Genomic DNA, 12958 nt, shown 5'->3' with positions numbered 1-12958 from the left:
CCCGAACGGCGGCAAACACGAACCCTCTCCTCGGGTGTTCACCCGAGGAGAGGGACGGTAGCGCTTCGATGCGTCATCGCCCACCCCTGCACGGGTTAACGAAAAGCCACGTTCGTGGTTCCGCTCAACCGCATCTTGCAAAAGGGTGGCAAATAGCTGCGTGATCGGGAAGTGCGGATCAGGCCACTCCATCGGCCTTCGCGGCGACCGCGACAGCGGCGGCGACCTCGGGGCCGACCCGCGGGTCCAGTGCCGACGGAACAATTCGGTCTGGGCCCAAATCATCTTTCGCGACGGCGAGAATGGCGTCGGCCGCCGCGAGTTTCATGCCCTCGGTGATCCGGCGCGCGCCCGCGTCCAATGCGCCGCGGAAGATGCCGGGGAACGCGAGCACGTTGTTGATCTGGTTCGGGAAGTCGCTGCGGCCGGTCGCGACGATCGCGGCGTGGCGGGCGGCGACGTCCGGGTGCACCTCGGGGTCCGGGTTCGAGAGCGCGAACACGATCGAGTCGGCCGCCATGCTCGCGACCAGCTCCTCGGACACCTTCGACGACGACACGCCGATGAAGACGTCCGCACCGCGCAGCGCCACGTCGATGCCGCCGTCGAGGTCGCTGGAGTTCGTGACCGCCGCGATCTCCTCCTTGACCGGGTTGAGACCGGCCCGGCCCGTGCGGACGATGCCGCGCGAGTCGAGCAGCGTGATGTCACCCGCCCCGGCCGCGATGAGGATCTTGGCGATGGCGATGCCGGCGGCGCCCGCACCGGAGATGACCACCCGCTGGTCGCGGATGTCCTTGCCGAGCACGGTGTTCGCGCCGTTGAGCGCGGCCAGCGACACGACGGCGGTGCCGTGCTGGTCGTCGTGCATGACCGGGCAGTCGAGCGCCTCGACCAGCTTCCGCTCCAGCTCGAAGCAGCGCGGCGCCGACACGTCCTCCAAGTTGACCGCGCCGAACGACGGGCGCAGCCGGACCAGCGTCTCGACGATCTCGTCCACGTCCGTCGTGTTCAGCACGAGCGGGATGGAGTCGAGGCCGCCGAACGTCTTGAACAGCGCGGACTTGCCCTCCATGACGGGCAGCGACGCGCTGGGGCCGATGTCGCCGAGGCCGAGCACCGCGGTGCCGTCGCTGACGACGACGACCAGGCGGTGCGCCCACGTGTACTTGGCGGCGAGGCTCGCGTCCTGCGCGATGGCCGTGCTCACCCGGGCGACACCGGGGGTGTACGCGATGGACAGCGCTTTCGGGTCAGCGAGCGAGGCGGTCGCGCCCACCTCGAGCTTCCCGCCCAGGTGCGCGGTGAAGATCTCCTCGTCCGTCAGCTGCGTCGGATCGGAGTTCTCGGTACGGGCTTCGTTCACTGCTGTCACGGCGTCCCTCCTGCGGTGCGGGCGGCGTAGTGCCCCTCGAACTTCGGGCTCATTCACCAAACGGCGCACCGGCCCAGCGTTGTCACGCCGGGTGCACGGGGCCTGGAAACTCGGTCGAGGCCTCCGACGAGTTGCGTCGGAAGACCGCCCGAGTGCTGCGGGTGCCGGAAGTGTGGCAGGGACGGACAGACCTGTCTGCGGCGGGGATCACACTTTTTCCGCAGGTCAGAGGGCATGTAGCAAGACGTCCGTCCGGTTTTCTGCACCGACCGGTCGGTTTATGCAGGCAGGAAGCACCCGATCGGTCAAGAAAACATGACGCCTTAGAGTGACGGCATGCAGGCGAGTTCGCTGAAAATTGACGGCGCGTTCGAGTTCACCCCCCGGACATTTCCCGACGACCGCGGCGTGTTCGTCTCGCCGTACCAGGAGGCGGCGTTCGTCGAGGCGGTCGGCCACCCGCTGCGGGTCGCCCAGACGAACCACAGCGTCTCCCGCGCGGGCACCATCCGCGGCATCCACTACGCCGACGTCCCGCCCTCCCAGGCGAAGTACGTCTTCTGCCCGCGCGGCTCGTTCATCGACGTGATCGTCGACATCCGCGTCGGCTCGCCCACCTTCGGCCAGTGGGACGCGGTCCTGGTGACCTCGCAGAAGTGCAACGCCGTCTACCTGGCCGAGGGCCTCGGCCACGCGATGATCGCGCTGGAAGACGACACGACCATGAACTACCTCTGCTCCACGGTCTACACCCCGTCCGCCGAGCACGGCCTCACCCCGCTGGACCCGGCACTCGACCTGCCGTGGCCGCGCGAGCTCGAGTTCCTGCTCTCGGAGAAGGACACCGCCGCCCCGACGCTGTCCGAGGCGTACGAGGCCGGCGTGCTGCCGCGCTACGAGGACTGCCTCGCCCTCTACGCGTCCCTCAAAGCCTGACCCTCACAGCCCCCACCGCGGCCTGGGCCACAACCGCGCCTTGACGACTCCGAGCACCTCGGCCGGCCCGAGCTGCTCGGAGTCGGTGCTCGCGAACGGGTTGTCTCCCACCACGTGCCACCCACCGTCCACTTCGTGGGAGGCACGCTTGACCGACAGCTGATCCGGCCGGTGCGCCCACCTGACCAGCACGACATCACGTGGGCGGGGCCTCCCACCCCACCTGACCAGCACGATGTCCTCGTCCTTCAGGGCAGGGGCCATCGACGGCCCGCGGACGAGAACGGTGGAAAGGCGCGGTCTCAACGATCACCCTTCGGTCAGCCGGAGTAGGGTCTTCTTGTCGGAGCATCCACTGTTTTCATTCTGGGAGGAACGATGCGACTCGTGTCGCGCATTCTCCGCCCGCGCGTCGAAGCCACCGCGCACTGCGACCTGCCCTGCGGCGTCTACGACCCCGCGCAGGCCCGCATCGAGGCCGAGTCGGTCAAGGCGGTCCAGGAGAAGTACCAGGCCAACGAGGACCCGGAGTTCCGGGAGCGCGCCGTCCTGATCAAGGAGCAGCGCAGCGAGCTCGTCAAGCACCACCTGTGGGTGCTGTGGACGGACTACTTCAAGCCGCCGCACTTCGAGAAGTACCCCGAGCTGCACGACCTCTTCAACCGCGCCACCAAGGCCGCGGGTGCGTCGGGCACCAAGGGGTCGATGGACCCGGCGACGGGGCAGCAGCTGCTGGACCTGATCGCGCAGATCGACAAGATCTTCTGGGAGACCAAGCAGGGCTGAGCCCTTCCTGGCTTTCCACGAACGGCGCCGCTCCCCGGGCAGGGAGCGGCGCCGTTCTGTTGTCGGGGACGTGCGAGGCTCTCCCGCGTCAGCACGGCACCGGGAGTGGATGCGGGAGAAGCGCGACGCCGGCCCGACAGGTGGGCTCACGGCTGGGCGAACTGGTTCTTCTCCGCCCGTTCGAACGCCGACCACAACCCGTGCGGATGTCCGAGCTGGGGCGCGCTCACCTCGTCCAGCCATTCGAGCTGCCGCGCCGGAACCTCCAGCTCAGCGGCAGCCAGGTTCGACGTGAGCTGAGCCACGTTCCTCGGCCCGATGATGGGGATCAGGCCTTTCCACATCGACCACCTGATGGCCACCTGGTCGGGAGTCGTGCCGAGGTCGCCGGCGACGCTTTCGACGGCGTCCAGGACCTTCGCCTTGCCGGGGTCGTCCTCCCCGTGCAGGAACTGGCTGATCGAGCTCTGCGCGCGACCCGTTTCACCGCGCCGGTACTTGCCCGTCAGAAGACCACCGCCGAGAGGTGTGAAACCGAGGACGCCCAGGCCGAAGGCGGCTGCCATCGGCAGCAGCTCCCGGTCGGCGCTGCGTTCGACGAGGCTGTACTCGGACTGGATCGCCACCGGAGGGGCCCAGCCCTGCTGCCGCGCGACGGTGACTCCCGTTGCCACCCGCCATGCGGGGAAGTTGCAGAGGCCCGCGTACAGGATCTTGCCGGCGGAGGTGAGGTCGTCGAAGGCCCGCAGGATTTCTTCGATGGGCGTGGATTCGTCGGAAACATGGGCCCAGAACACGTCCACCCGGTCGGTGCGCAGTCGGCGCAGGCTCTGTTCCAGGGACTGGACCATCGCCTTTCGGCTGTTCCCGGTCAACTGCAAACCGCTGGCCGCGGTGGAACCCATGGTGTACTTCGTCGAGAGGACGATGTCCTCGCGGTCCGCGGAAATGATGTCCGCCAGATAGTTCTCGGCGTCCCCCGCCTGGTAGTTGGAAGCGGTGTCGATGAAGTTACCGCCCGCTTCCCGGTAGGTGTCGTACATCGCCTTGGACTCGGGTGCGTCCGCCCCGTGTCCCCAGCCCGTGCCGAAGTTGCCCGTCCCCAGCAACAGTTCCGATACCCGCAGGCCCGACCGTCCGAGAAATCGGTATCGCATCAGCCTTTTCGCTCCTCGCGTTGTTCGGCGCGTGGAGGGTCCTCGCACCTGACGGCTGGCGCCGCCCGGCATCCATCGTTGCGGCCGTTGGGCGTACATTCCATAACATGGAGTCCGGTAGTCCTTACCGATCGTCCGGGATCGCCCTCGATGCGCAGGACCCCATCCGGGACGTGCTGGCGCTGGCCCGGCCGCGGACCGTTGCTCCCGTCCCGCTCCGCGCGGCAGACCGGTGGGGAGTGCGGTTCTCGCCCTTCCCGCACGTGAAGCTCGGCGTGGTGGTGGAAGGCGAGTGCTGGCTGTGCATCGACGGGCTGGAACCTCTCTTCCTGGAGAAAGGCGACTTCTACCTCCTCGGGAACCCGCCGCCGTACGGCCTCGGCAGCTCGGTGGAAACGGCCCGGGATCGCAGCTTCGACGGGTCGCTCCGCGAGGAAACGACTCCTCAGGACTTCACGGCATACATGTGCAGCGTCGACTTCGAGTTCCAGGATTCCGATGCATCGGCCTTGTTCTCATCACTCCCTCCGGCCGTGCTGGTCAAAGCAGGCGATGCCGACGAGAAGTTGCTGTGGAACATCGCGACCCTCCTCGTCCACGAGATCGAGACGCAGAAGGTGGGGCGGTCTCTTGTTCTGGAGCACGTCGCTCAAATTCTTCTTGTGCAGATGCTGAGGTCGCACGCGGATTCGTCCCGTGAACCCCTGGGCTGGCTGGCCTCGGTGGTCGACGACGGGATCGGGGCAGCGCTGCGAGCTGTTCACGCCGAACCGGGCCGCCGCTGGACGCTCGACGAGCTCGCCAGGATCGCGATGATGTCGAGGTCGACCTTCGCCGCGAACTTCAGGAACAGGGTGGGAAGACCTCCGTTGGACTACCTCATCGCGTGGCGCATGCAGCTGGCGCGTGCCGCACTTCGCACGGAGGACTCCCTCTCCGCCATAGCGGTGACCATCGGATACCAGTCCGAGAGTGCCTTCAGCACTGCATTCCGGCGCGTTGTCGGGGTATCGCCACGCGAGTTCCGGATGTCACTTCGCAAGCGGTGAAGGGAGCGAAGGAACGCAACACCGCCGCCACGAGGCCACGGTACCGTCCCCGAACAGGAGACGGCACCGTGACAACGGAACTCAAGCGGCGTCGCGGACCGTGCCGACCACCTCGAACGTGACACCGGCCGGCTGGAACGACTCGAACCTCAGCCGCACCTGCTCCTCGCCCTCGGTCTCGGTGTCGGTGACGGTCGGCACCTCGAACTCGTAGGACGTCTGCCCCGCCGGGAGGTACGGGTACACGCCGACCAGCGTCGAGGACAGCGGCCTGGACGGCAGCGGGTCCTCGCCGGAACTCCCGGTGAACCACGTGGCGTCGACGTCCGTTGTGGACAGTTCGGCGCCGGTGGGTGCCAGCGCCGAGCTGCCGAGGTAGACGGCCGCGTCGACGGGTGCCGAGAGCGTCAGCCTCCACTTCAGCGGCGCGCCCTCGACCACGTTGTCGGCCACCGGGGTCACCGAGATCGTCGGTGCCGGGTCGTCGTTCTTGATCATCAGGCCGCCGATGGCGCCGCCGACCACGACGTTGTGGATCGCCTGCACCAGCACGGGGCGCAGCTGGTCGCTGCCCCAGCGGGTGTTGCCGGTGACCGAGATCGGCACCTCGACGCGCCGCTCGCCCGGCTTCAGCGTGACGAGGCGGGACTTGGTGTCCGTGGTGAGGCCGTCGACGTAGAACACCCGCACGGTGCGGGTGCCGTTGCCGGTGGCGGTGACCGCGACGTTGACCGTGCGGGTGCCGGAGTCGCCCTCGTCGACCGGGACCAGGGTGGCGTCGGCGCGGCCCAGGGTCGACGGCGGCACGGGCGGCAGGCCCCTGTCCCAGCCGTGGGCGTCGATCAGCCAGGCCTCACCCGACGCGGACGCCGGGACGAGCTCCAGCGACGACACGCGGCCGAGGCCGGCCGGCACCGGGACGCGGACCTCCTGTGCCCACAGGGAGCTCGTGCGCGCCGAGCCGGGCAGACCGGTCACCGAGACCGGGCCGAGCGAGCGCCGTCCACCGCGGTCGGTCACGAAGACCTCGAACGACGACGCCGGCGTGTTCGCGGGAACGGCCAGGCGCAGCGCCAGCGAACGGGAACCCGCCAGCGAGACCGGCTCCGGCAGCCCGACCACGCCTGCCTGGCCCGCCGCGGTCCACTTCAACGCCACCGCAAGGCGTTCCGGCTGGGTGCCGGCACCGCGCAGCGACACGAAGTGCGGCGAGCGCGGACCACACGCGGCGGCCGCGTCCGTGGTGACCTGCAAGCAGACCCGTGCGCTGCCGGAGGCGGTGGTCCCGGCGGACGGCACCACCAACGGCCTGCGGTCGCACCCACGGCGTGGGCGAGGACGCGGCCGGGCCGGACGGCGCGCGCACCCGGAGCCGTCGAGCAGCGGCAGGACGCGTTCGTCGCGCGACAGGAACAGGTGCGCGGCCGCCGCGGTGTACGTGGCGCCCTGGGCCTGCTGCTGGTCGGCGGTCAGCCGGGTCGCGGTGCCCGGTGCGCACACCGGGTCGTTGCCGGGGTTCCAGAAGTCGTCGGACGCGGGCGCCTCGGCCTGACCGGGTGTCCACTCGCTGTTGTAGAAGTTGTGGTTGGCGCCCACGACGTACAGCGCGCTGTGCAGCGCGACGCCACGGCTCACGCCGCGGGTCTGGTCGACGAGGATCTGGCCCTGCAGGTCGGACACGTCACCGTCGCAACCGGGCAGCAGCGTCACCGAGGGGACGTCCGGCGCCGGGTTGTGGCCGAAGATCGTGGGGCCGATCAGCACGTCGCCCTTGATCGTCCAGCGCACCGGACCGGAGAACCCGGTGTCGCCGGGTGGCGGCGTCAGGCTGTCCGTCGCGGCGCGGTTGACGCCCTCACCACCGCGCGAGTGGCCGACGAGCAGCACCTTCGCCATGTCGGCCGCGGGAGCGGTCCTCACCGGTTCCGGCGCGCCGCCGCGGTTCGCGGACCAGTCGGCCCACTTCGCCAGGTGGTGGCGCACCAACGAGGAACGGCCCTGCGCACCGGCGTCGGCGGTCCCGGCGTCCTGGGCGTTGATGCCGTTGGCGGAGATCGAGACCGTCAGGTATCCCTGGGACGCCAGCAGCTGCTGCGACTTCAGGTAACCGCGGTGGCTCGGCACGGGGGTGAGCCCCTCGGGACACGGCCAGGCGCCGCTGGTCACGCTGGGGTTCGTCTTGCTGTAGCAGGTGTAGTGCCTGCCGTGCAGGAACAGCACCAGCGGCCGCTTGCCCCGCGCGTCCTTCGGCGCGACGACGACGGCCTCCATCTCGATCGGCTGCGCGTATCCGGGCAGCCGGACGGAGCCGAGCCGGTACTCGCCCCTGGTGGTCTCGTAGGACCCCGGCGTGCCGGGGTCGACGGCGGCCTCCGGTTGCAGCGCCGGCAGCTCCGGTGTGCCCTGCGCGACGGGTGGCGCGGGTTCCTCGACGTCGATGCGGCGGCCGGAGGAGCGCACCTCCAAGGCAGCCGGGTTCCGCACCGGCGTCTGCAACGTGAACGTGCGCAGGTCGGCGGACTCACGGGCGTGCCCGAGGTACCTGTCGCCCTCCCAGAACTCGACGCCGGCGTCGGTCAACGGCAGCGGGCGGGGCGAGGTCCACGTGATCACGTCGCCGGCGACGGACACGCCGGGCGGTCTGGGCGCGGCCGACGCGGGCAGCGCAGGTAAGACAGCGGTGAGCAAGACAGGTATCAGAAGCGCGACAACACGGCGCATGAGTGGGTCCCCCTCAGAAAGGACGTCCACTCCGTTGTATCGACGAACCAACGGCTCGCGCAGGCACAAGTCCCGAACAAGACGAAGTGCAGACCGGAGTACTAGGCCGTTCGGCCCTGCGGTTCAGACGAATGCCCGCTGGTCGTTCACTTCGGTCCGTCGAAACCGCGTTCGTTCTGGCTCAGCTTGTTCCACGTCGAGGTCAGCTCCGCCCGGAGGCGCGCGACGCGCACCCCGAACGCCTCACGGATCTCCTGGGCATCAACCTCGTCGGGTGCGCCGTGGTCGTGGTGCTCGGCGGTCATGGCGAGCGGGGTACCTCGAACAGGTACTCCCCCAAACGTGGCGGCGGTCACTCCTTAGGATCGAACAGGTGAGCACCCACCTCTACCTGCTGCGCCACGGCCAGACCGAGTGGTCCGAGAGCGGCAGGCACACGGGACGCACCGACATCGAGCTGACGCCGGAAGGAGAGCAGCAGGCACGCAGGGCGGGCGCCACGCTCGCGAGGCTCAGAGCGACGGACCAGGCGCCGGCGCTCGTGCTGACGAGCCCGCGGCAGCGCGCCACCCGCACGGCGGAGCTCGCCGGCCTGGAGGTCACGGCGACGACCGAGGACCTGGCCGAGTGGGACTACGGCGACTACGAGGGCATCACCACGCCGCAGATCCGCGAGCGCGTTCCGGGGTGGACGGTGTGGTCGCACCCGATGCCGAACGGCGAGACGCACGCGGAGGTGCAGGAGCGGGCGCGCAAGGTGCTCGCCGAGGTGCGCCGCGTCCTGCCGGGCGGTGACGTGGTGCTGGTCGGCCACGGGCACTTCAGCCGGGTGCTGATCGCGGCCTGGCTGGGCCTCGCGCCGGACCAGGGCGTCCACTTCGGACTGGACCCGGCCGGCACCTGCCAGCTGGGCGACGAGCGGGGCGACCCGCAGGTGCGCAGGCTCAACGTGCCTGCCTGGGAGGTGTGATGATCCGCCGGGTGGAACCGCGTGACGTCGACGCGGTCGTGCGGCTCGTGCACGAGCTCGCGCTCTACGAACGGGCACCGGAGCAGTGCCACCTCACCTCCGAGCAGCTGCGCACCGCGCTGTTCGGCGAGCACCCCGCGCTGTTCGGCCACGTGGCCGAAGTGGACGGTCAGGTAGTCGGGATCGCGTTGTGGTTCCTCAACTTCTCGACGTGGGACGGCGTGCACGGCATCTACCTCGAAGACCTCTACGTCACGCCGGAGCAGCGCGGCAAGGGCTTCGGCAAGCAGCTGCTCGAGGCGCTCGCACAGGAGTGCGTCGAGCGCGGGTACACCCGGCTGCAGTGGTGGGTGCTCAACTGGAACGAACCGTCGATCGGCTTCTACAAGTCGTTGGGTGCCATCCCGATGGACGAGTGGACGGTGATGCGGGTGGCCGATCAGGCGCTGCAGGAGCTGGGCTCTGCACGCTGAAGGTTGACGGAAGGTCTCGAAAGGCTCACGAAACAGGAATTCCACACAGGACGGGTCCACGGTCCTGGCAGCGTCCCCGCTCGCCGATCCCCCGGCACCAAGGTAAGCGTGGAAAGAAGGAACGACCGTGGTCCCGTCACAGCAGCCGACCCTCACCGAGGCCGACCAGGCCGCCCTGCTCGGCAGCCTCGCCGTGTTCGCCGTCATCGGCCTCGTCTTCGGCATCATCAGCATCGTCATCATGTGGAAGGTCTTCACCAAGGCCGGTCAGCCGGGCTGGGCGTCGATCGTCCCGATCTACAACTTCTACGTGATGACGAAGATCGCCGGACGTCCCGGCTGGTGGACGATCCTGCTGCTGATCCCGTTCGTGAACATCGTCGTGTTCGCGTTCCTGGCGATCGACATCGCCAAGTCGTTCGGCAAGGACACCGTCTTCGGCATCGTCGGCCTCTGGCTGTTCAGCATCGTCGGCTTCGCGATCCTCGCCTTCGGTGGCGCGCAGTACCGCGGCCCGGCGGCTCTCGCCGGCGCCCAGGGCGCCTACCGGGGCTGAGCACCGCAGCACGGCAGCACGACCAGGCCGGGTCCGGAGCCGCCCCTGTGCTCCGGCCCGGCCTTCGCCGTGTCCGGGGCAGGACCGAGTCCGAGGAGGACGGCGTGACGGCGTTCTGGGACGAGCAGGCTGCGACGTTCGACGACGAACCCGACCACGGCCTGCGGGACGCGGAGGTGCGGACCGCGTGGGCTGACCTGCTGCTCCCGCTGCTGCCGCCGGGACCGGCAGAGGTGGTCGACCTCGGGTGCGGCACGGGCAGTCTCGCCGTGCTGCTCGCCGAGGCGGGCCACCACGTCCGCGGGGTCGACCTCGCCGCGCGGATGGTCGAGGCGGCGGTCGCCAAGGCCGCGGCCGCCGGTGTCGCGCCGAGTTCGTGCAGGGTGATGCCGCGAATCCGCCGTATGCGCCGGGAACGGCCGACGTCGTGCTGGCGCGGCACGTGCTCTGGGCGTTGCCCGACCCGGGCCGCGCTCGGCAGGTGGGTGCCGCTGCTGCGGCCGGGCGGGCGGTGCTCGTGAGGGCCGCTGGTCGACCGGTGCGGGCTCACGGCGACCGAGTGCGCTGGGCTCGTGCGGCCGTGCGCGAGGAGGCGGCGGTGACGCCGCTGACCGACCCGGCGCTGGGACGCGCGGTCGACGACGAGCGGTACCTGCTCGTCAGCGCCCGTTGAGCAGCACTCAGACGATCCCGACCGCGCCGTACGTCGAGGCGTCCGCCGCGGCCGAGCCGCCGGGCAGCTCGCCGTCCGCCCGCCAGTGCGCGGCGAGCACCAGGCCGGGGTCGAGCAGCTCCAGGCCGTCGACGAACTCCTCGACGTCCTGCTTGGTGCGCGGGACCAGCGGGGTCTCCAGGCCGCCTGCCAGGGTGACCAGCTTGTCGACGAGCTCCGGTTCGACGTCGCGGGTGAGGTGGGTCAGGGCCAGGACGCTGCCCTCGCACATCGCGGCCCGGTAGCGCGCGACGACACCGGTGGGCTCTTCGCGGACGTACGGGAGGATGCCGACCATCAGGACGGCCACCGGCTTCTCGAAGTCGATCAGGCGGCGGGTCTCCGGGTCGCGCAGCACGGTGCCCACGTCGCAGATGTCGGCTTGGACGATGGCGGCGTTGAGGTTCTCGCGCAGCATGGTGCGGGAGTGGGCGACGGTCACCGGGTCGCGGTCCACGTAGACGACGTGGCACGAGGGGTCGACGGTCTGGGCGACCTCGTGGACGTTGCCCGCGGTCGGGATGCCGCTGCCGAGGTCGAGGAACTGCCGGATGCCGAGGTCCTCGACGCAGAACCGGACCACGCGGCGGGAGAACGAGCGGATCGTGCGGGCCATCTCCGCGACCGGGAACTGCTTGATGGTGTCCTCGGCCAAGGCGCGGTCAACGGCGAAGTTGTGGGCGCCACCGAGGTAGTAGTCGAAGAGACGTGCCTCGTTCGGGCGCTCCGAACTGCCGTGTGTCGTCACCCGCTGCGGGCCGTCCTGCACTGCGCACCTCACCCTGCTCCCGAGCGGCGCGAACGCTGGCAGCACGGTAGCTGGCTACTCCGTTCGTGTCCATCCACCATTCGTGAACACGCACGGTGACATAAGTACGTGCTTCCACGCGAAACGCAGGGGCCCCGCGTTCCCGTGAGGGGAACGCGGGGCCCCCGCGTGACTTCAGATCAGACGCCCGTGTACTGGCGGATCCAGTTGCGGTACGAGGTGTTGTTGAGGCTGGTGTAGTTGGAGCGGGTGGCACGGTCCGACGTCGAGGCGACGCCGACCTGACGGCCGTTGGCGAACATCGGGCCACCGGAGTCACCGCCGGCCGCGATGCCGTCGACCCTGGACACCGAGATGGCGACGCCACCGCGGTAGTCACGGCCGTTGGTGCTCGTGACCCGCGTGTTCGCGACCTTCAGGTAGCGCGACTGGCAGTTGATCTCCGGCTGGTTGGTGCAGGTGGCACCCCAGCCGTAGAGCTGCACGGTCTGGCCGACCGAGACGGTCGAGACGAGCGGGGCGAACGGCGCGGACATCGTCGTCGAGACCCGCGCGAGCGCGAGGTCGGCCGACGGGTGCTTGATGATCTGGTTGGCCGTGACGAGCTGGCCGCCAGAGGTCTGGTCCAAGCTGCCCGCGCGGAACGTGTACGTGCCGTTGCCCGAGACGCAGTGCTCAGCGGTCAGGATCCACTGAGGTGCGATCTTCGTGGCGGAGCAGTTCTCCCGCCCGTTGAAGAACAGGCGGGCGGCGTACGGGAAGTTCTGGGCGTAGCTGCCACCGATGATCATCGGCGACATGCCCGGCTCTTCCGGCGCGGCCGTGGCCGTCGCCGTCACAGGTGCGAGGGAGAGCGCCGCCAGGAAGACGCTCGCGATCGCGGTCTTGAAACGCATGGTTGGTCACCTCGTGGAGAGCAGGGAGTGGTTAAGCAACCACGAACAGCTTCACCCGCACGTGTGACTGTGACCACCCTCCGTTAGTCGGCTTTGTCGGCTTGCGAGGCCGGCTCCTCCGGCAGACCCAGCGCCCACTCGCGGCCGTCGCGGGTGAACAGCAGCACGAGGACCACGAAGCAGTAGATGCCGCCCAGAGATCCGATGAGCGGTTGTTCGGACGGCCCGTAGGCGTACCAGGCACAGCCCAGGAGCAGCAGCTGCGTGACGATCACGGGCGTGCGGGCGCCGTGCTTGCCGCGGAACAGCATCACGCAGGCGAAGATCACACCGCCGAACCACAGCACGAGCACGCCGGCGGCACCGAGGACCGGACCAGCGGCGGGAGCTCCCTGCAGCACCCGCACGACGAGCGCGACGGCCAGTGCGATGCCGCCCAGCCCCTGCAGGAAGGTGAGCGCGGCGGCGGTCCGCACCGCCCGCGGCGGGGCCGGGGTAGCGGTAGTCACAAGAGCCCTTTCCTCACGTTCTGTACCTGGTCACGGATCGTAGGCCACC

Annotated in this window: 14 protein-coding genes and 1 pseudogene; 7 read left to right on the top strand and 8 right to left on the bottom strand. The window is 69.5% G+C overall.

Annotated features, from left to right (window positions below; genetic code table 11):
* Positions 1-178 precede the first annotated feature (178 nt).
* Positions 179-1375 (bottom strand): NAD(P)-dependent malic enzyme, encoded by a 1197-nt coding sequence (locus BBK82_RS19560; RefSeq protein ID WP_071812634.1) that lies wholly within the window; start codon positions 1373-1375, stop codon positions 179-181.
* A gap of 336 nt (positions 1376-1711) precedes the next feature.
* Between BBK82_RS19560 and BBK82_RS19555 the strand changes: the two genes are divergently transcribed.
* The gene (locus BBK82_RS19555) at positions 1712-2311 is read left to right on the top strand and encodes a dTDP-4-dehydrorhamnose 3,5-epimerase family protein (protein ID WP_065916286.1); all 600 of its coding nucleotides are present in this window, start codon (positions 1712-1714) and stop codon (positions 2309-2311) included.
* Between the two features lie 3 nt (positions 2312-2314).
* Here BBK82_RS19555 and BBK82_RS19550 read toward each other — a convergent pair whose 3' ends face one another.
* Positions 2315-2617, bottom strand: a complete 303-nt coding sequence (locus BBK82_RS19550; RefSeq protein ID WP_257785472.1) for a S24 family peptidase — start codon at positions 2615-2617, stop codon at positions 2315-2317.
* Between the two features lie 72 nt (positions 2618-2689).
* Between BBK82_RS19550 and sodN the strand changes: the two genes are divergently transcribed.
* Positions 2690-3097, top strand: coding sequence for a superoxide dismutase, Ni (sodN, locus tag BBK82_RS19545; RefSeq protein WP_065916284.1), 408 nt, complete (start codon positions 2690-2692; stop codon positions 3095-3097).
* 146 nt (positions 3098-3243) lie between these two features.
* Here the strand turns inward: sodN and BBK82_RS19540 are convergent, their stop codons facing one another.
* Complete coding sequence (locus BBK82_RS19540) at positions 3244-4254, bottom strand: aldo/keto reductase (RefSeq protein WP_065916283.1); 1011 nt, start codon at positions 4252-4254, stop codon at positions 3244-3246.
* Positions 4255-4361: 107 nt separating this feature from the next.
* On the opposite strand from BBK82_RS19540, the gene BBK82_RS19535 reads away from it, so the two are divergent.
* On the top strand, positions 4362-5303 hold the full coding sequence (locus BBK82_RS19535) for an AraC family transcriptional regulator (RefSeq protein WP_065916282.1): 942 nt from the start codon (positions 4362-4364) through the stop codon (positions 5301-5303).
* Positions 5304-5384: 81 nt separating this feature from the next.
* Here the strand turns inward: BBK82_RS19535 and BBK82_RS19530 are convergent, their stop codons facing one another.
* Positions 5385-7934, bottom strand: coding sequence for an alpha/beta hydrolase family protein (locus tag BBK82_RS19530; protein ID WP_218920635.1), 2550 nt, complete (start codon positions 7932-7934; stop codon positions 5385-5387).
* Positions 7935-8170: 236 nt separating this feature from the next.
* A complete protein-coding gene (locus BBK82_RS50360; protein WP_154697389.1) occupies positions 8171-8329 on the bottom strand; it encodes a hypothetical protein in 159 nt (52 codons plus the stop codon).
* Between the two features lie 68 nt (positions 8330-8397).
* On the opposite strand from BBK82_RS50360, the gene BBK82_RS19525 reads away from it, so the two are divergent.
* The 4 genes and pseudogenes from BBK82_RS19525 to BBK82_RS56315 all read left to right on the top strand — a co-directional run.
* A complete protein-coding gene (locus BBK82_RS19525; RefSeq protein WP_065916280.1) occupies positions 8398-8994 on the top strand; it encodes a histidine phosphatase family protein in 597 nt (198 codons plus the stop codon).
* A complete protein-coding gene (locus BBK82_RS19520; protein WP_065916279.1) occupies positions 8994-9467 on the top strand; it encodes a GNAT family N-acetyltransferase in 474 nt (157 codons plus the stop codon). Before BBK82_RS19525 ends, BBK82_RS19520 begins: the two co-directional genes overlap by 1 nt.
* Before the next feature lie 127 nt (positions 9468-9594).
* A complete protein-coding gene (locus BBK82_RS19515) occupies positions 9595-10023 on the top strand; it encodes a DUF5684 domain-containing protein (RefSeq protein WP_065916278.1) in 429 nt (142 codons plus the stop codon).
* A gap of 47 nt (positions 10024-10070) precedes the next feature.
* A pseudogene (locus BBK82_RS56315) lies at positions 10071-10438 on the top strand (methyltransferase domain-containing protein); the annotation flags it as partial.
* 265 nt (positions 10439-10703) lie between these two features.
* On the opposite strand, the gene BBK82_RS19505 reads toward BBK82_RS56315, so the two are convergent.
* From BBK82_RS19505 to BBK82_RS19495, 3 genes are all read right to left on the bottom strand, one after another.
* Positions 10704-11516: an SAM-dependent methyltransferase gene (locus BBK82_RS19505; RefSeq protein WP_065921195.1), complete on the bottom strand. Its 813-nt coding sequence runs from the start codon at positions 11514-11516 to the stop codon at positions 10704-10706.
* 167 nt (positions 11517-11683) lie between these two features.
* The gene (locus BBK82_RS19500; RefSeq protein ID WP_065916277.1) at positions 11684-12400 is read right to left on the bottom strand and encodes a S1 family peptidase; all 717 of its coding nucleotides are present in this window, start codon (positions 12398-12400) and stop codon (positions 11684-11686) included.
* Between the two features lie 83 nt (positions 12401-12483).
* Positions 12484-12909, bottom strand: coding sequence for a hypothetical protein (locus tag BBK82_RS19495; RefSeq protein WP_065916276.1), 426 nt, complete (start codon positions 12907-12909; stop codon positions 12484-12486).
* Positions 12910-12958 lie beyond the last annotated feature (49 nt).

Origin of the sequence: Lentzea guizhouensis (assembly GCF_001701025.1) — a bacterium.
Classification (GTDB): domain Bacteria; phylum Actinomycetota; class Actinomycetes; order Mycobacteriales; family Pseudonocardiaceae; genus Lentzea; species Lentzea guizhouensis.
Note: the sequence above shows the minus strand (reverse complement) of the source record. Positions and strands in the feature narration are given on the sequence as shown.

Bases quoted from the DNA above. Each gene is read 5' to 3' on its own strand.
- BBK82_RS19555 (WP_065916286.1), top strand. From the start codon at position 1,712: ATGCAGGCGAGTTCGCTGAAAATTGACGGCGCGTTCGAGTTCACCCCC.
- BBK82_RS19535 (WP_065916282.1), top strand. From the start codon at position 4,362: ATGGAGTCCGGTAGTCCTTACCGATCGTCCGGGATCGCCCTCGATGCG.
- BBK82_RS19520 (WP_065916279.1), top strand. From the start codon at position 8,994: ATGATCCGCCGGGTGGAACCGCGTGACGTCGACGCGGTCGTGCGGCTC.
- BBK82_RS19540 (WP_065916283.1), bottom strand. From the start codon at position 4,254: ATGCGATACCGATTTCTCGGACGGTCGGGCCTGCGGGTATCGGAACTG.
- BBK82_RS50360 (WP_154697389.1), bottom strand. From the start codon at position 8,329: ATGACCGCCGAGCACCACGACCACGGCGCACCCGACGAGGTTGATGCC.
- sodN (WP_065916284.1), top strand. From the start codon at position 2,690: ATGCGACTCGTGTCGCGCATTCTCCGCCCGCGCGTCGAAGCCACCGCG.
- BBK82_RS19500 (WP_065916277.1), bottom strand. From the start codon at position 12,400: ATGCGTTTCAAGACCGCGATCGCGAGCGTCTTCCTGGCGGCGCTCTCC.